The 18,343-nt window shown below is 55.4% G+C and carries 15 protein-coding genes; all 15 read left to right on the forward strand.

Going from position 1 to position 18,343, the window contains the following annotated elements; all coding sequences use genetic code 11:
• Positions 1-301: 301 nt before the first annotated feature.
• Complete coding sequence (gene rplJ / locus R0J87_RS08930) at positions 302-808, forward strand: 50S ribosomal protein L10 (protein ID WP_404344518.1); 507 nt, start codon at positions 302-304, stop codon at positions 806-808.
• Between the two features lie 112 nt (positions 809-920).
• Complete coding sequence (gene rplL / locus R0J87_RS08935; protein ID WP_018917741.1) at positions 921-1,292, forward strand: 50S ribosomal protein L7/L12; 372 nt, start codon at positions 921-923, stop codon at positions 1,290-1,292.
• Positions 1,293-1,657: 365 nt separating this feature from the next.
• On the forward strand, positions 1,658-5,734 hold the full coding sequence (rpoB, locus tag R0J87_RS08940) for a DNA-directed RNA polymerase subunit beta (protein WP_404344519.1): 4,077 nt from the start codon (positions 1,658-1,660) through the stop codon (positions 5,732-5,734).
• A gap of 10 nt (positions 5,735-5,744) precedes the next feature.
• On the forward strand, positions 5,745-9,959 hold the full coding sequence (gene rpoC, locus R0J87_RS08945; protein ID WP_498885660.1) for a DNA-directed RNA polymerase subunit beta': 4,215 nt from the start codon (positions 5,745-5,747) through the stop codon (positions 9,957-9,959).
• A 197-nt stretch (positions 9,960-10,156) separates the two neighbouring features.
• Positions 10,157-10,531, forward strand: a complete 375-nt coding sequence (gene rpsL / locus R0J87_RS08950) for a 30S ribosomal protein S12 (RefSeq protein ID WP_009098973.1) — start codon at positions 10,157-10,159, stop codon at positions 10,529-10,531.
• A gap of 141 nt (positions 10,532-10,672) precedes the next feature.
• The gene (gene rpsG, locus R0J87_RS08955) at positions 10,673-11,143 is read left to right on the forward strand and encodes a 30S ribosomal protein S7 (RefSeq protein ID WP_016915771.1); all 471 of its coding nucleotides are present in this window, start codon (positions 10,673-10,675) and stop codon (positions 11,141-11,143) included.
• Between the two features lie 167 nt (positions 11,144-11,310).
• Positions 11,311-13,434: an elongation factor G gene (gene fusA / locus R0J87_RS08960; RefSeq protein ID WP_404344521.1), complete on the forward strand. Its 2,124-nt coding sequence runs from the start codon at positions 11,311-11,313 to the stop codon at positions 13,432-13,434.
• Between the two features lie 29 nt (positions 13,435-13,463).
• Complete coding sequence (gene tuf, locus R0J87_RS08965) at positions 13,464-14,657, forward strand: elongation factor Tu (protein ID WP_311065888.1); 1,194 nt, start codon at positions 13,464-13,466, stop codon at positions 14,655-14,657.
• 159 nt (positions 14,658-14,816) lie between these two features.
• On the forward strand, positions 14,817-15,128 hold the full coding sequence (gene rpsJ, locus R0J87_RS08970) for a 30S ribosomal protein S10 (protein WP_009098983.1): 312 nt from the start codon (positions 14,817-14,819) through the stop codon (positions 15,126-15,128).
• A gap of 152 nt (positions 15,129-15,280) precedes the next feature.
• A complete protein-coding gene (gene rplC, locus R0J87_RS08975) occupies positions 15,281-15,919 on the forward strand; it encodes a 50S ribosomal protein L3 (protein WP_188640073.1) in 639 nt (212 codons plus the stop codon).
• A 15-nt stretch (positions 15,920-15,934) separates the two neighbouring features.
• Positions 15,935-16,540, forward strand: a complete 606-nt coding sequence (gene rplD / locus R0J87_RS08980; RefSeq protein WP_404344522.1) for a 50S ribosomal protein L4 — start codon at positions 15,935-15,937, stop codon at positions 16,538-16,540.
• Positions 16,537-16,833, forward strand: coding sequence for a 50S ribosomal protein L23 (rplW, locus tag R0J87_RS08985; RefSeq protein WP_009723902.1), 297 nt, complete (start codon positions 16,537-16,539; stop codon positions 16,831-16,833). The genes rplD and rplW overlap by 4 nt, the downstream gene beginning before the upstream one ends.
• A gap of 17 nt (positions 16,834-16,850) precedes the next feature.
• A complete protein-coding gene (gene rplB, locus R0J87_RS08990) occupies positions 16,851-17,681 on the forward strand; it encodes a 50S ribosomal protein L2 (RefSeq protein WP_009723901.1) in 831 nt (276 codons plus the stop codon).
• Between the two features lie 33 nt (positions 17,682-17,714).
• Positions 17,715-17,990 (forward strand): 30S ribosomal protein S19, encoded by a 276-nt coding sequence (gene rpsS, locus R0J87_RS08995; RefSeq protein ID WP_009098993.1) that lies wholly within the window; start codon positions 17,715-17,717, stop codon positions 17,988-17,990.
• 18 nt (positions 17,991-18,008) lie between these two features.
• Positions 18,009-18,341: a 50S ribosomal protein L22 gene (gene rplV / locus R0J87_RS09000; protein WP_044628831.1), complete on the forward strand. Its 333-nt coding sequence runs from the start codon at positions 18,009-18,011 to the stop codon at positions 18,339-18,341.
• Positions 18,342-18,343 lie beyond the last annotated feature (2 nt).

The following is an 18,343-nucleotide window of genomic DNA, read 5'->3' on the forward strand; positions in this document are numbered from 1 at the left end:
GCGAGTTGTCGGCAGGTTTTTAGTAAGAACCGAGCAAGAACTTTGCGGTCCCTCGTCGGGTGTTACACCCAGCGAGGCGCCGTCAAAGACCGCAGGTGCCGCCTTTTCTGATGAAAGTAGGCGGCTTAATCGCCCAAGAGCGCCTGCGCAGATGGTGTGGCCGCCAGTTGGTTAACGCTTTTCGCAAGCCGCTTTCTGGTGAGCACCATCCCCTAAGGCTTCCAGTGTCAGTTGTTAGTACCTGGAAGAGATGGTAACCACCGGAGCCTTTTATGGGTTCCGGCACGAAGGAGTGATCACTGTGCCACTAGCACTTGAAGGCAAGAAAGCGATTGTTGCCGAGGTCAGTGAAGCGGCCAAGGGCGCACTCTCCGTCGTAGTTGCCGATTCTCGCGGCGTTACGGTCGGTAAAATGACCGTTCTGCGTAAGCAGGCGCGTGAGAATGGTGTAGAGCTGCGTGTTGTTCGTAACACGCTGGCTCGCCGCGCCCTCGAGGGCACTCAGTGGGAGTGTCTGAACGAGAGCTTTGTTGGTCCTACTCTGTTGGCTTTCTCTACTGAGCACCCGGGCGCTGCCGCTCGCTTGTTCAAAGATTTCGCTAAAGACGAGAAGAACTTCGAAGTTAAGGCGTTGGCCTACGAAGGTGAGCTGATTCCGGCTGCTGACATCGATCGTCTAGCAACCCTACCGACTTACGACGAAGCAATTGCCAAGTTGATGTCGGTAATGAAAGAAGCCTCCGCTGGCAAGCTGGTTCGTACTCTGGCCGCACTGCGCGACCAGAAGCAAGAAGCAGAAGCTGCCTAAGCAGCGTTTCTTGCAGGCGGCGTGAACGATGTGATCGATACGCTGCCTGAACCGAGCAATGAACCCCGAGTCCTCGGCTGACCGAGACTCCCGCAAAGTTAGGAATGAAACAATGGCACTGTCCAAAGACGATATCATCAATGCTGTAGCCGACATGTCCGTAATGGAAGTTGTCGAGCTGATCGAAGCAATGGAAGAGAAATTCGGCGTTTCTGCAGCGGCAGCCGTTATGGCTGGCCCGGCTGGCGGCGGCGAAGCAGCTGCTGAAGAGCAGACTGAATTTGACCTGGTTCTGACCTCTGCTGGTGACAAGAAAGTTAACGTCATCAAAGCGGTTCGTGAAATCACCGGTCTTGGCCTGAAAGAAGCTAAAGGTGCTGTTGACGGAGCTCCGGCGACCATCAAAGAAGCGATGTCTAAAGACGACGCTGAAGCAGCTAAGGCTAAGCTGGAAGAAGCGGGCGCATCCGTCGAGCTCAAGTAATTCTTGTGCTGATGGCTTTACGCGCTGCGTAAGCTTCCACGGCTGGCGGCGGGCTATCCCGCTGCCGGCCTTTTTCTGTTGTAATATGCTGCAAGGCAATACATCAGAAGCGCTGCGGTAAAAAGCAGCAAAACAGTAAGACCGTTGTTGTGAAGCGTACGTTGTTGTAACGCGTAAGTTGTGAAGCGCGAGTGATGCTAGAGCAAGCGACAGCAAAGCGCGAACAGCACTACTGTAACACTGTTATCTATCAAGATTTTTGACGGCGAGCTACCGATTTAGGAGCTTGCTGTCTGCGTCTGAAACGCCCGCGGGGCAGATGACCACGCATCGGTCACCCATGGTGAACAAGCTGGGGAATACAGATGGCTTACTCATATACTGAGAAAAAACGCATCCGCAAGGATTTCGGCAAACTGCCCCAAGTGATGGATGTGCCTTACTTGCTGGCCATCCAGCTTGATTCCTACTACGACTTTCTCCAGCAGGATCGTTCGCCCGACGAGCGCCACGAGGTTGGCCTGCACGCGGCGTTCAAGTCCGTGTTCCCGATCGAGAGCTTCTCCGGCAATGCGGCCCTGGAGTACGTTAGCTACCGCTTTGGTACGCCGGCGTTCGACGTTAAAGAGTGCCAGCTGCGTGGTGTGACATACTCCGCCCCGCTGCGTGTCAAGGTTCGCTTGATCATCTATGATCGCGACTCCTCGAACAAGGCAATCAAGGATATCAAAGAGCAAGAAGTCTACATGGGGGAAATCCCCCTGATGACTGAGAACGGTACCTTTGTGATCAACGGTACTGAGCGGGTTATCGTTTCCCAGCTCCACCGCTCACCCGGTGTGTTCTTTGATCACGATAAAGGCAAGAGCCACTCTTCTGGTAAGTTGCTCTACTCTGCTCGCGTGATTCCTTACCGTGGCTCCTGGCTGGACTTCGAGTTCGACCCCAAAGACAACGTCTTTGTCCGTATCGACCGTCGCCGCAAACTGCCGGCGTCCGTGTTGATGCGCGCGTTGGGCATGAGCACCGAAGAGATCCTGGCGGAGTTCTTCGAAACCAGCAAATTCCACATTGAGAAGTCTGGCTTCTCCGTGGAGCTGGTGCCGTCACGCCTGCGTGGTGAAACCGCTACCTTCGACATCAAGGATGGCGAAGGTGAAGTGATTGTTGAAGAAGGCCGCCGGATCACCCAGAAGCACATTCGTCAGCTTGAAAAAGCCGGCCTTGAGCGCCTGGAAGTGCCGATGGAGTACCTGTTCGGCAAAACGCTGGCGAAAGACCAGATTGATACCAAAACCGGTGAGCTGATCTGCCCGTGTAATACGGAGATTACCCCGGAAGTCCTCGAGCGTATGGCTCAGGGCGGTATCACGCATATCGAAACGCTGTACACCAACGACCTCGACTGCGGTTCGTTCATTTCCGATACCCTGAAGCTTGATGGTACGGGTTCAGCGCTTGAAGCGCTGGTGGAAATCTACCGCATGATGCGCCCCGGCGAGCCGCCCACCAAAGAGGCCGCTGAGACGCTGTTCCATAATCTGTTCTTCACCGAAGACCGCTACGACCTGTCGGGCGTTGGTCGCATGAAGTTCAACCGCCGCCTGCGTCGTGAAAGCGACACCGGTTCCGGCGTACTGGATCGCAAAGACATCCTGGATGTGCTGCGCGAGCTGATCAATATCCGTAACGGCTTCGGCGACGTGGACGATATCGATCACCTGGGTAACCGTCGTATTCGCTGCGTAGGCGAAATGGCCGAAAACCAGTTCCGTGTCGGCTTGGTGCGCGTTGAGCGCGCGGTGAAAGAGCGTCTTTCCATGGCGGAAAGCGAAGGCCTGATGCCGCAAGATTTGATCAACGCCAAGCCCGTTGCGGCGGCGGTGAAAGAGTTCTTTGGTTCTAGCCAGCTTTCCCAGTTCATGGACCAGAACAACCCGCTCTCTGAGGTGACTCACAAGCGTCGTGTGTCTGCACTCGGCCCGGGTGGTCTGACCCGTGAGCGTGCAGGCTTCGAAGTACGTGACGTACACGCCACGCACTACGGCCGTCTGTGCCCAATCGAAACGCCGGAAGGCCCGAACATCGGTCTGATCAACTCACTGGCAACGTACAGTCATACCAACAGCTACGGCTTCTTGGAAACACCGTACCGCAAAGTGAATGCCTGTCAGGTCACTGACGATATCGTTCACCTGTCAGCGATTGAGGAAGGTGACTTCGTTATCGCCCAGGCATCGGCGGCGGTTGACGAGTCTGGCAAGCTGATTGATGACCTGGTACAGGTACGCCACCGTGGTGAAACGACCTTTATGCGTCCTGAGCAAGTGACGCTGATGGACGTATCTCCGCGTCAGGTTGTATCGGTCGCGGCGGCACTGATTCCGTTCCTTGAGCACGATGATGCTAACCGCGCCTTGATGGGTGCGAACATGCAGCGTCAGGCCGTTCCGACGCTGCGCGCTGATAAGCCGCTCGTGGGTACCGGTATGGAGCGTTTCGTTGCCCGTGACTCCGGTGTTTGTGCCGTGGCACGTCGTGGCGGTGTGATCGACTCCGTTGATGCGCGTCGCGTGGTGGTTCGGGTTCATGAAGATGAAATCATTGGCGGTGAAGCCGGTGTCGACATCTACAACCTGACCAAATATACCCGTTCTAACCAGAACACCTGTATGAACCAGCGCCCCATCGTGCGTCCTGGTGACAGCGTTGCACGTGGTGACATTCTGGCCGATGGCCCGTCTGTCGACATGGGTGACCTGGCGCTTGGCCAGAACATGCGCATCGCGTTCATGCCCTGGAACGGTTACAACTTCGAGGACTCCATCCTGCTGTCAGAGCGGGTTGTTCAAGAAGACCGTTTCACCACAATTCACATTCAGGAACTGACCTGTGTGTCTCGCGACACCAAGTTAGGGCCGGAAGAGATTACGTCTGATATTCCCAACGTCGGTGAATCCGCGCTGGGTAAACTGGACGAAGCGGGCGTTGTGTACATCGGCGCTGAAGTTGGCCCCGGCGACATTCTGGTCGGTAAGGTAACGCCGAAAGGTGAAACCCAGCTGACACCAGAAGAGAAGCTGCTGCGTGCCATCTTCGGTGAGAAAGCGTCTGACGTTAAAGATACTTCCCTGCGTGCCCCTACCGGCATGAAAGGTACGGTCATCGACGTTCAGGTGTTTACTCGTGACGGCGTTGAGAAAGACTCCCGTGCGCTCTCCATCGAGCAGATGCAGCTGGACGAAGTGCGCAAGGATCTTCAGGAAACCTACCGTATTGCCGAAGACGCAACCTTTGAGCGTCTCAAGCGTACGCTGGATGGCCAAGCGGTTAATGGCGGCCCGAACCTGAAGAAAGGTGACGTGCTGGACGAGGATTACCTCGACGAGCTGCCGCGTCAGCAGTGGTTCAAACTGCGCATGCAGGATGAAGCCTACAACGAACTGCTGGCCCAGGCCGATGAGCAGCTCGAGAACCGCCGTAAAGAGATGGACGAGCGTTTCGAAGATAAGAAGCGCAAGCTGACCCAGGGCGACGACCTCGCACCGGGCGTGCTGAAAATCGTCAAAGTCTACATGGCGGTGAAGCGTCGCATTCAGCCCGGTGACAAGATGGCCGGTCGTCACGGTAACAAAGGTGTTATCTCTGCGATCATGCCCATCGAAGACATGCCGTTCGACGAGAAGGGCGAGCCGGTGGACGTGGTGCTGAACCCGCTGGGCGTACCGTCGCGTATGAACGTCGGTCAGATCCTGGAAACCCACTTGGGTATGGCGGCACGTGGTCTCGGAGTCAAGATTGACGCCATGCTGCGTGATGCTCGCGGCCAGCAGGTTGCTGAAATTCGTGACTTCCTGGGCCAGGTGTATAACACGCCGGGTACCCGTGTTGAGGATATCGACTCGCTGACCGATGACGAAGTTATCGCGCTGGCGAAGAACCTCAAAGGCGGTGTGCCGATGGCCACGCCGGTGTTTGACGGTGCCAAAGAGCACGAGATCAAGCATCTGCTGAAGCTAGCGGACATTCCTGAGTCTGGCCAAATGGCGCTGTACGATGGTCGTACTGGCGATGCGTTTGACCGTCCGGTTACCGTTGGCTACATGTACATGCTGAAGCTTAACCACTTGGTAGACGACAAGATGCACGCGCGTTCTACCGGTTCTTACTCGCTTGTTACGCAGCAGCCGCTGGGTGGTAAGGCGCAGTTCGGTGGTCAGCGCTTCGGTGAGATGGAAGTGTGGGCGTTGGAAGCATACGGCGCCGCGTACACGCTACAAGAGATGCTCACCGTCAAGTCGGACGACGTCGAAGGCCGCACCAAGATGTATAAAAACATCGTGGATGGCGACCACACCATGCAGGCAGGCATGCCGGAATCCTTCAACGTACTCGTGAAGGAAATCCGCTCGCTGGGCATCGATATCGAGTTAGAGAGCTAGGAGCCGTCATATGAAAGATTTGGTGAAAGTACTCAAATCGCAGTCTCAGTCCGAAGAGTTCGACGCGATCAAGATTACCCTCGCGTCGCCGGACATGATTCGCTCCTGGTCGTTTGGCGAGGTGAAGAAGCCTGAGACCATTAACTACCGTACCTTTAAACCGGAGCGGGACGGCCTGTTCTGCGCCAAGATTTTTGGTCCGGTAAAAGACTACGAGTGCTTGTGCGGCAAATATAAGCGCATGAAGCACCGCGGTATCATCTGTGAGAAGTGTGGCGTTGAAGTCACCAAGGCTGCCGTGCGCCGCGAGCGCATGGGCCATATCGAGCTGGCATCGCCGGTCGCTCACATTTGGTTCCTGAAATCACTGCCGTCGCGTATCGGTATGTTCCTCGATATGACCCTGCGTGATATCGAGCGCGTGCTCTACTTTGAAAGCTTTGTCGTTATCGACCCAGGCATGACCACGCTGGAGCGTGGTCAGCTGTTGAACGACGAGCAGTACTTCGAAGCGCTAGAAGAGTTCGGCGACGACTTCGACGCCCGTATGGGTGCTGAAGCGGTCCAAGAGCTGCTGAAAGACATCGATCTGGAAGAAGAGATTAACCACCTGCGTGAAGAAATTCCGCAGACCAACTCTGAAACCAAGATCAAGAAGCTGTCTAAGCGCCTGAAACTGCTAGAAGCGTTCTATCACTCCGGCAATGCGCCGGCGTGGATGGTCATGGAAGTACTGCCCGTGCTGCCGCCGGATCTGCGTCCGCTGGTACCGCTGGACGGTGGCCGTTTCGCGACCTCCGATCTTAACGACCTTTACCGTCGTGTGATCAACCGTAACAACCGTCTGAAGCGTCTGCTGGACCTCAATGCACCGGATATCATCGTGCGCAACGAGAAGCGTATGCTGCAGGAAGCGGTCGACGCACTGCTGGATAACGGCCGCCGTGGCCGTGCGATTACCGGCTCTAACAAGCGCCCGCTGAAATCGCTTGCCGATATGATCAAAGGTAAGCAGGGTCGTTTCCGTCAGAACTTGTTGGGTAAGCGCGTAGACTACTCAGGCCGTTCGGTGATTACCGTCGGCCCGACCCTGCGCCTGCACCAGTGTGGTCTGCCGAAGAAAATGGCGCTTGAGCTGTTCAAGCCGTTCATCTACTCCAAGCTTCAATCGCTGGGCCATGCGTCCACGATCAAAGCGGCGAAGAAGATGGTTGAGCGCGAACTGCCTGAAGTCTGGGACATCCTGGCCGACGTTATCCGCGAACACCCGGTGCTCTTGAACCGTGCGCCGACGCTGCACCGTTTGGGCATCCAGGCGTTTGAGCCGCTGCTGATCGAAGGTAAGGCGATCCAGCTGCACCCGCTCGTTTGTGCGGCCTATAACGCCGACTTCGACGGTGACCAGATGGCGGTTCACGTACCGCTGACGCTGGAAGCGCAGCTCGAAGCCCGTGCGCTGATGATGGCCACCAACAACGTGCTGTCGCCTGCCAACGGCGAGCCCATCATCGTACCGTCGCAAGACGTTGTTCTGGGTCTTTACTACATGACCCGCGAAAAGATCAACGCCAAAGGCGAAGGCATGGTGTTCTCTGGCCTTAATGAGGTAGAGCGCGCATTTGGTACTCAGTCCGTCTCACTTCACGCCCGCGTGAAAGTGCGTCTGGACGAAGTGGATGTCGAAGAAGAGACCGGTGCGCGTAGTTTCCACCGTCGCGTTTACGACACCACTGTGGGCCGTGCGCTGCTGTTCCGCATTCTGCCGGAAGGTGTGCCGTTCGCACTGATCGACCAGCCGATGAAGAAGAAGGCGATCTCCAGTCTGATCAACGAAGTGTATCGTCGTGCTGGCCTTAAGCCGACCGTCATCTTCGCTGACCAGCTGATGTATACCGGTTTCCGTCTGGCGACGTGGTCCGGCGCCTCTATCGGTGTTAACGACTTCGTTATCCCCGATGCCAAAACCGAGATCGTTGACGCCGCGGAAGCGGAAGTGAAAGAGATCGAAGATCAGTTCTCTTCTGGTCTGGTAACGGCGGGTGAGAAGTACAACAAGGTTATCGATATCTGGTCCAAGGCGAACGATAAAGTTGCCAAGGCCATGATGGTCGGTATCTCGAAAGAGACGGTCATTGATCGTGACGGTAATGAAGTAGAGCAAGACTCCTTCAATAGCGTCTTCATCATGGCCGACTCCGGTGCTCGTGGTAGTGCTGCACAGATTCGTCAGCTGGCGGGTATGCGTGGCCTGATGGCCAAGCCGGATGGCTCGATCATCGAAACGCCGATCGTGGCCAACTTCCGTGAAGGTCTGAACGTACTTCAGTACTTCATCTCGACCCACGGTGCACGTAAAGGTCTGGCGGATACGGCCCTGAAAACGGCCAACTCCGGTTACCTGACGCGTCGTCTGGTCGACGTTGCCCAGGACTTGGTCATTACCGAGACCGACTGTGGCACTGAAAACGGTCTGACGCTGCACCCGATCATCGAGGGTGGCGACATCATCGTACCGCTGTCTCAGCGCGTACTGGGTCGTGTGGTAGCCATTGATGTTGTTGATCCGAGCACGGAAGAAGTATTGATTCCGCGCGGCACGCTGCTCGACGAGAAGTGGTGCGCATCGCTGGATACCATGGGTGTGGACGAAATTATCGTTCGCTCAACCATCACCTGTGATACCGCTCACGGCGTGTGTTCGTCCTGTTATGGACGTGACCTTGCCCGTGGTCACCAGGTCAACATCGGTGAGTCTGTCGGTGTTATTGCCGCACAGTCGATCGGTGAGCCGGGTACCCAGCTGACCATGCGTACGTTCCACATCGGTGGTGCGGCATCGCGTTCATCTGCGGTCGATAGCGTTCAGGTGAAGCACGGCGGTAAAGTGCGCCTGCACAACATCAAGCACGTTGAGCGCGCCGACGGCAAACTGGTTGTCGTGTCTCGTTCAAGCGCCCTGGCCGTTGCCGACGATCATGGTCGTGAGCGTGAGTACTACAAGCTGCCCTACGGTGCTGAGCTTTCCGTACGTGATGGCGATGTCGTTGATGCCGGTGCCGTGGTCGCTAAATGGGATCCGCACACGCATCCGATCATTGCCGAGGTAGAAGGTAAGGCGCAGTTCATCGACCTCGACGAAGGTGTCACCATGCACCGCAGCGTCGATGAGATGACAGGCCTGTCGTCTATTGAAGTTATTGAGTCTGCCGCTCGCCCGATGGCGGGTCGCGATAAACGCCCGATGGTGATGCTGAAAGACGCGGCGGGTGAGTACGTATCTGTTTCTGGCTCCAACACGCCGGTACAGTACCTGTTGCCCGGTAATTCTATTATCTCTGCAGATGATGGTGCGACGATTGGGGTGGGTGAAGTGGTTGCCCGTATCCCGGTTGAGGCCTCGGGTAACAAAGATATTACCGGTGGTCTGCCGCGCGTTGCCGACTTGTTCGAAGCGCGTAAGCCGAAAGAGTCTGCGATTCTTGCAGAAATCAGCGGTGTTATTAGCTTTGGTAAAGAGACCAAAGGTAAGCGTCGTTTGACGATTACACCGGAGTCTGGCGATCCGTTTGAAGCGCTGATCCCGAAATGGCGTCAAATCGCCGTCTTCGAAGGTGAAGCGGTTGAGAAGGGTGAAGTCATTTCGGATGGCCCGAGCAACCCCCACGATATCCTGCGTCTGCTGGGTGTGGCGGAACTGGCCAAATACATCACTGCCGAAGTACAGGACGTTTATCGTCTACAAGGTGTAGGCATCAACGATAAGCACATCGAAGTTATCGTGCGTCAGATGCTGCGTAAGGTAGAGATCACTGATTCTGGTGACTCTGACTTCATCACCGGTGATCAGGCAGAGCTCGTGCGTGTGCTTGAGCAGAACGCACGGCTTGAGAAAGACGGTAAGTTCCCAGCCAAGTATCAACGCTTGCTGCTGGGTATCACCAAGGCCAGCTTGGCCACTGAGTCGTTCATTTCGGCGGCGTCGTTCCAGGAAACGACTCGCGTACTGACCGAAGCAGCGGTTACCGGCAAGCGCGATTATCTGCGTGGCCTGAAAGAGAACGTGGTGGTTGGACGTCTGATTCCGGCAGGTACCGGTCTGACTCACCACGCAGAGCGTCGTCGCAAGCGCGAAGACGTAGAGCGTCTGTTCAATCCCTCGGCGACCGAGGTCGAACAGGAGCTTGGTGCTCAGTTGACCGCCCTGGACTCAGACGACGATCTGTAACCAGCGGTAGTTAGTGAGCAACAACGAGTGGCTGGCCCTGAATGGCACGATCTTGCTGGTAAACGACCGGCAAGACTTGACGCCACCTAGGGTCAGCCTTTAGAATGCGCAGCCTTTAACAGTGGGGTGGGTGCGCCCGCATCCGCTGCCCGTATTTGTTTAAAGGCTAAGGCAACCATTGGAGTCAGCTAAACACCATGGCAACGATTAATCAGCTAGTGCGCAAGCCGCGCAAGCGCCCCGTCACCAAAAGTGACGTGCCTGCGCTTCAGGCATGCCCGCAAAAACGTGGCGTATGTACGCGCGTTTACACCACCACCCCTAAGAAGCCTAACTCAGCCCTGCGTAAGGTTTGCCGTGTGCGCCTGACGAACGGCTTTGAAGTGTCTTCTTACATCGGTGGTGAAGGTCACAACCTTCAAGAGCACTCTGTTGTTCTGATCCGCGGCGGTCGTGTAAAGGATTTGCCAGGTGTGCGTTATCACACCGTTCGTGGCGCCCTTGACACCTCTGGCGTACAGAACCGTAAGCAGGGTCGTTCTAAGTACGGTACTAAGCGTCCGAAGTCCTAAGACAGCTTATCGCAGCGCATGTGGCGCTGTGGCGTTACCTTTCACACGAATATGATGGTCTGATAAGAGTAAGGTCGGGCAACGCTTTTAGCGCATGTTAGCCCCGGGTTTACCTGAAGGATCCTTAATTGAGGGCTTATCATGCCTAGAAGAAGAGTTGTAGCTAAACGCGAAATCCTGCCGGATCCTAAGTTCGGAAGTGAGCGTCTGGCGAAGTTCATGAACCACCTGATGGTCAGCGGCAAGAAGTCCGTAGCTGAGCGTATCGTCTATGGTGCGTTGGACAAGGTTGCCGAGCGTAGTAAAGAAGAGCCGCTGGAAATCTTCGACAAAGCGCTGGAAACTATCCAGCCGATGGTCGAAGTAAAATCGCGCCGCGTAGGTGGTGCGACCTATCAGGTACCGGTTGAAGTTCGTCCGTCACGCCGCCAAGCGCTTGCAATGCGCTGGCTGGTAGACGCTGCGCGTCGTCGCGGTGAGAAAACGATGGTTCAGCGCCTGGCAGGTGAAATGCTGGATGCCGCTGAAGGCAAAGGCTCGGCTGTTAAGAAGCGTGAAGACGTGCACCGTATGGCAGAAGCCAACAAGGCCTTCTCTCACTATCGTTTCTAAGCTCGGCGTTTCTAAGTTTGTGTTTTCTTTTGCCGGTTGCGCTGCGTTGAAGAAATTTTTCGTCATGTTGCAACACGTCGCCGCTATCGTTATCGATGGCGGCGGTGGCATAGGCAAAGACTGCACCGCTGAATTAACGAGCATCGCCAACTAACGGGAGCTTCACCGTGGCACGCAAGACTCCACTAAATCGCTATCGCAATATCGGTATCGTCGCTCACGTTGACGCGGGTAAAACCACGACAACTGAACGCGTACTGTTCTACACCGGTCTTTCCCATAAAGTGGGTGAAGTACACGACGGTGCAGCGACCATGGACTGGATGGAGCAGGAGCAGGAGCGTGGTATTACTATCACCTCAGCTGCAACTACCTGTTTCTGGCAGGGCATGAGCAAGCAGTTTGATGAGCACCGTATCAACATCATCGACACCCCTGGGCACGTTGACTTCACCATCGAAGTTGAGCGTTCACTGCGTGTTCTTGATGGTGCGGTCGTTGTACTGTGTGGTTCCTCCGGCGTTCAGCCGCAGACCGAAACTGTATGGCGTCAGGCTAACAAGTATGAAGTTCCGCGCATGGTCTTCGTCAACAAGATGGACCGTACCGGCGCTGACTTCTTCATGGTTGTTAACCAGCTGAAAGAGCGTTTAGGCGCTAAAGCTGTGCCGATCCAGATTAACTGGGGCACGGAAGAAGATTTCAAAGGCGTTATCGACCTGATCGAGATGAAAGCCATCTTGTGGGACGAAGACAGCCTGGGTATGAACTTCGATCTCGTGGATATTCCGGCGGAACTGCAAGAGACCGCTGAGAAATATCGTGAAGAGATGGTCGAAGCTGCCGCTGAAGGCTCTGAAGAGCTGATGGACAAGTACCTTGAAGAAGGCGAGCTAACGGTCGCTGAAATCAAGGCTGGTCTGCGTGCGCGCACGTTGGCAAATGATATCGTTCTGGTTACCTGTGGTTCTGCCTTTAAAAACAAAGGCGTTCAGGCGGTACTGGACGGCGTTATTGAATACATGCCTTCGCCGACAGAAGTTAAAGCGATTGAAGGTGAGTTGGACGACAAAGACGGCACCATCGCTACCCGTGTAGCCGATGACAGTGCACCGTTTGCGGCGCTGGCATTTAAAATCGCCACCGACCCCTTTGTTGGTACTCTGACGTTCATCCGCGTTTACTCAGGCGTTCTGAAATCTGGTGACGGCGTTTATAACTCCGTTAAGCAGAAGAAAGAGCGTGTTGGTCGTATCGTACAGATGCACGCCAACTCACGCGAAGAGATCAAAGAAGTACTGGCGGGCGACATCGCTGCTTGTATCGGTCTGAAAGATGTGACCACGGGTGACACACTGTGTGACATCGATAACAAGATCGTTCTCGAGCGTATGGAGTTCCCGGATCCGGTAATCTCGGTTGCCGTTGAGCCGAAGTCTAAGGCTGACCAAGAGAAAATGGGTGTTGCACTGGGCAAACTGGCTCAGGAAGATCCCTCTTTCCAGGTCAAAACTGATGAAGAGACCGGCCAGACCATCATTTCTGGTATGGGCGAACTTCACCTGGACATCATCGTTGACCGTATGCGTCGCGAGTTCAAGGTTGAAGCTAACATCGGTAAGCCGCAGGTTGCCTATCGTGAAACGATTCGTGGCAACATCGAGCAAGAAGGCAAGTTCGTACGTCAGTCGGGTGGTCGTGGTCAGTATGGTCACGTATGGCTACGTATCGAGCCGCTGACTGCAGAAGAGAAGGGTGAAGGCGAAGAAGAGATCTTCTTCAAGTTCAACTCTGAGATCGTAGGCGGCACGGTTCCTAAGGAATACGTACCTGCGGTTGAGAAGGGTGCTTTTGAGCAGCTCAAAAACGGTGTCATTGCGGGTTACCCGATGATCGACGTTAAAGTAACGCTGTTTGATGGCTCCTTCCATGACGTGGACTCGAACGAGACTGCGTTTAAGATTGCTTCTTCTATGGCAGTAAAAGAAGGTGCCAGGAAGGCCAAGGCCGTGCTGCTGGAGCCGGTGATGAAGGTCGAAATCGTGACCCCCGAAGAATTTATGGGTGACGTCATGGGTGACCTGAGCCGTCGTCGCGGTCTGGTGCAGGGTATGGATGACTCCTCTTCTGGTAAAGTCATTCGTGCGACGGTGCCACTGGGCGAGATGTTCGGTTATGCAACCGATCTGCGCTCACAAACCCAGGGCCGTGCGAGCTACTCCATGGAGTTCTCGAAGTACGACGAGGCGCCCTCCAGCGTCGTTGAAGCCGTCATCAATCAAAACGGTTAACCGTTAGCTAACGTAAAGAGGTTATAGCAGTGGCTAAGGAAAAATTTGAACGTTCCAAACCGCACGTCAACGTCGGCACCATCGGTCACGTCGACCACGGTAAAACGACTCTGACAGCGGCCCTGACCCGCGTTTCTGCCGAAGTATTCGGTGGTGACTGGCGCGAGTTTGATACCATCGATAACGCTCCGGAAGAGCGTGAGCGCGGTATCACCATCGCTACGTCTCACGTTGAGTACCAGTCTGAAGAGCGTCACTACGCTCACGTTGACTGCCCGGGACACGCTGACTACGTCAAGAACATGATCACCGGTGCTGCGCAGATGGACGGCGCGATCCTGGTATGTTCTGCTGCTGACGGCCCGATGCCGCAGACTCGCGAGCACATCCTGCTGTCTCGCCAGGTTGGCGTACCGTTCATCGTTGTGTTCCTGAACAAAGCGGACATGGTTGATGACGAAGAGCTGCTCGAGCTGGTAGAGATGGAAGTTCGCGAACTCCTCGACCAGTACGACTTCCCGGGTGACGACACGCCGATCATCACTGGTTCTGCCCTGATGGCACTGAACGGTGAAGACGAGAACGGCATGGGTACTACTGCGGTAGCTAACCTGATCAAAGCTCTGGATGAGTACATCCCTGAGCCGGAGCGTGCTATCGACCAGCCGTTCCTGATGCCGATCGAAGACGTATTCTCTATCTCTGGCCGTGGTACTGTTGTTACCGGTCGTGTAGAGCGCGGTATCGTGAAAGCCGGTGAAGAAGTGGAAATCGTGGGTATCCGCGACACCACCAAAACCATCGTTACTGGCGTTGAAATGTTCCGTAAGCTGCTCGACGAAGGTCGTGCTGGTGAGAACGTTGGCGCCCTGCTGCGTGGTACTAAGCGTGATGACGTCGAGCGTGGTCAGGTTCTGGCCAAGCCGGGCACCATCAAGCCGCACACTACCTTCGAAGCAGAAGTATACGTACTGTCCAAAGAAGAAGGTGGTCGTCACACGCCTTTCTTCAAGGGCTACCGTCCCCAGTTCTACTTCCGTACCACTGACGTAACTGGTACTTGTGAACTGCCGGAAGGTGTTGAAATGGTCATGCCGGGTGACAACGTGCAAATGGTTGTTACTCTGATCGCTCCGATCGCCATGGACGAAGGTCTGCGCTTCGCTATTCGCGAAGGTGGTCGTACCGTTGGTGCTGGCGTTGTGGCCAAAATCGTTCAGTAATCTGATTACTTGATGATTAGAGGGGGCTCTTGCGAGCCCCCTTTTCTGCGCACCAAGAGCAAATGTTTGACATGTGCTTTTGGCGTGCCTATAATGCGCATCCTTTGAATGCGTGGGTAGACGGCTCGCGCCGTCGACATCCATTGGAGTTTAGGGCAAATGCAGAACCAAAAGATTCGCATTCGGTTGAAAGCGTTCGACCATCGCCTGATCGATCAGTCCACAGCGGAGATTGTTGAAACCGCTAAGCGCACTGGTGCTCAGGTACGTGGTCCGATTCCGCTGCCGACCAATCGCGAGCGCTACACCATCCTGATTTCACCGCACGTCAACAAAGATGCGCGTGACCAGTATGAGATTCGTACGCACAAGCGCGTGCTCGACATTGTTGAGCCGACCGAGAAAACTGTCGATGCATTGATGAAGCTCGATCTCGCCGCTGGCGTAGACGTGCAAATCAAGCTCGACTAATTACACTAGACACTTCGCGGCCCAGCGCTCACCGTTTCTAGTATGTGAGCAGCAGCCGCCGCGCCGTGAGGCGCCACACAATGTGCTAGTGGAATGCTCTGGAAAGGGCAGCCATAGCGGGTGATAGCCCCGTACACTATAGGAGACTGAGTATGACTATCGGTTTAGTCGGTAAAAAGGCCGGGATGACCCGTGTCTTTACCGAAGATGGCGCATCCGTGCCCGTGACCGTTATTGAAGTTGATCCTAACCGTGTAACGCGCGTTAAGACCATTGAGTCTGACGGCTACGCAGCGGTTCAGGTGACTACAGGTTCTCGTAAAGCCAAGCACCTCACCAAAGCGCAAGCTGGACAGTTTGCCAAGGCGGGTGTTGAGGCTGGTCGTTCACTGATGGAATTCCGCCTTTCTGAAGGCGAAGAAGCTCCTGAAGTGGGTGGCGAAATCACCGTATCCCTCTTTGAAGCTGGTCAGATGATTGACGTGACCGGCACCTCTAAGGGTAAAGGCTTCCAGGGTGCTGTTAAGCGCTGGAACTTCCGTACCCAAGACAACAGCCATGGTAACTCCCTGTCGCATCGTGCGCCGGGTTCTATCGGCATGTGTCAGACACCTGGTCGCGTATTTAAAGGCAAAAAAATGGCCGGTCAAATGGGTAACACCCGTTGCACCGTACAGAGCCTTGAGATCGTCCGTGTCGACGCCGAGCGTAACCTGCTGCTGATCAAGGGCGCTGTACCGGGAGCTACCGGTAGCAACGTTATCGTTCGCAGCGCCGTGAAAGCTGGCTGAAGGGGATAATTACCAATGAATCTGAATCTTGCTGCAGGCACGGGTACCGTTGAAGTAGCCGACGCCACTTTTGGCAAAGAATTCAACGAAGCGCTGGTTCACCAGGTCGTCACTGCCTATTTGGCTGGTGGTCGTCAGGGTACTCGCGCTCAAAAGAGCCGTTCCGATGTACGTGGTGGTGGTAAGAAGCCATGGCGTCAGAAAGGCACCGGTCGTGCACGTGCCGGTACCATTCGCTCTCCGCTGTGGCGCAGCGGCGGTGTCACTTTCGCGGCTCGTCCTCAGGACTTTAGCCAGAAAGTTAACCGCAAAATGTACCGCGCGGCGATGCGTTCCATCCTGTCTGAACTGGTACGTCAAGAGCGTTTAGTCGCTGTTGAAGAGTTCAGCGTAGATGCGCCGAAGACCAAGCAGGTAGCTGCCAAGCTGAAAGAGCTCAACCTTGAAAAAGTGTTGATCGTGACTGAAGAAGTTGACGAAACGCTCTATCTGGCCGCACGCAACCTTCCCCACGTAGACGTGGTGGATGTCGCTGCAGCTGATCCGGTGAGCCTGGTTGCCTTTGATAAGGTCCTGGTCACCGTCTCCGCCCTGCGTAAATTCGAGGAGAAGCTGGCATGAACCAGGAACGCGTATTCAAGGTTCTGCTTGGACCGCACGTGACCGAAAAGGCCGCGATGGCAGCCGAGCGCAACCAGTACGTTTTCAAGGTGGCAAGCGATGCTACCAAGCCCGAGATCAAGAAGGCCGTTGAAGCACTGTTCGGCAAGAAGGTCGGCAGCGTTCAGGTACTGAACGTTAAGGGTAAAACTAAGCGTACTGCTCACGGCGTTGGCCTGCGTAAGGGTTACCGCAAAGCGTATGTGACCCTGGCTGCGGGTGAAACGCTCGAAGACTTCTCTGGCGCCGAATAAGGGCAGGAGTACGGATAATGGCAATCGTCAAGACCAAACCCACATCCGCCGGTCGTCGCCACGTCGTTAAGATCGTTGGTGAGGAACTGTACAAAGGCCGTGCTTATGCACCGCTTTTGGAAAAACAGTCCAAGTCCGGTGGACGTAACAACTACGGTCGCATCACTACCCGCCACGTGGGCGGTGGTCACCGTCAGCATTACCGGCTGATCGATTTCAAACGCACCAAAGATGGCATTCCGGCCACCGTTGAGCGTCTGGAACACGATCCGAACCGCAGTGCGCACATTGCACTGCTGAAGTATGCCGATGGTGAGCGTCGTTACATCATTGCACCGAAAGGTGTCAGCGCGGGTGACGTGCTGGAATCTGGTGTTAACGCGCCCATCAAGAAAGGCAATGCCTTGCCGCTGCGCAATATTCCGCTTGGTTCTACCGTTCACGGTATCGAACTGAAGCCGGGTAAAGGTGCGCAGATTGCTCGCAGTGCCGGTACTAGCGCCCAGCTGGTTGCTCGTGAAGGTAACTACGCTACCCTGCGTCTTCGCTCTGGCGAAATGCGTAAGGTGTTAGCTGAGTGCCGCGCGACCTTGGGTGAAGTGAGCAACTCCGAGCACAGCCTGCGTCAACTTGGCAAGGCCGGTGCGAAGCGCTGGAGAGGCGTGCGTCCGACTGTTCGCGGTGTCGCGATGAACCCGGTGGATCACCCGCACGGTGGTGGCGAAGGCCGCACCAGTGGTGGCCGTCACCCGGTATCCCCATGGGGTGTGCCGACTAAGGGTCATAAGACGCGTAAGAACAAGCGCACCGACAAGCTGATCATTCGTCGTCGTAATAAGACGCGTTGATCTAAATTGCCAAGACATTAAGAGGTAACGGCTGTGCCACGTTCACTAAAGAAAGGTCCCTTCATTGACCTTCATCTTTTGAAGAAGGTAGAGGCTGCAGTGGAGAAGAACGATCGCAAACCGATCAAGACTTGGTCGCGTCGTTCGATGATCCTGCCAAACATGGTAGGCCTCACAATCGCTGTCCATAACGGTCGCCAACACGTCCCGGTGCATGTCTCCGAGGAAATGGTTGGTCACAAGCTGGGCGAATTCGCTGCTACTCGCACATATCGCGGGCATGCGGCGGACAAGAAAGCCAAACGGTAAGCCAGAGAGGATTAAGAGATGGAAGTCACAGCTAAGCTGAGTGGCGCTGCTTTATCCGCACAGAAGGCCCGTTTGGTGGCTGACCAGGTGCGCGGTAAACCGGTCGCCGAAGCTCTTGACCTGCTGACCTTCTCCCCGAAGAAGGCTGCCAAACTGGTCAAGAAAGTGCTTCAGTCCGCCATCGCGAATGCGGAAGAAAACAACGGCATGGACATCGACGAGCTGCGTGTCTCGACCATCTGCGTCGATGAGGGCATGACGCTTAAGCGTATCAAGCCGCGCGCCAAAGGCCGTGCGGATCGTATCTTGAAGCGCACCTGCCACATCACCGTCAAGGTAGCCGAGAAGTAGGA

Origin of the sequence: Halomonas sp. SIMBA_159, assembly GCF_046536035.1 — a bacterium.
GTDB lineage: Bacteria > Pseudomonadota > Gammaproteobacteria > Pseudomonadales > Halomonadaceae > Vreelandella > Vreelandella venusta_A.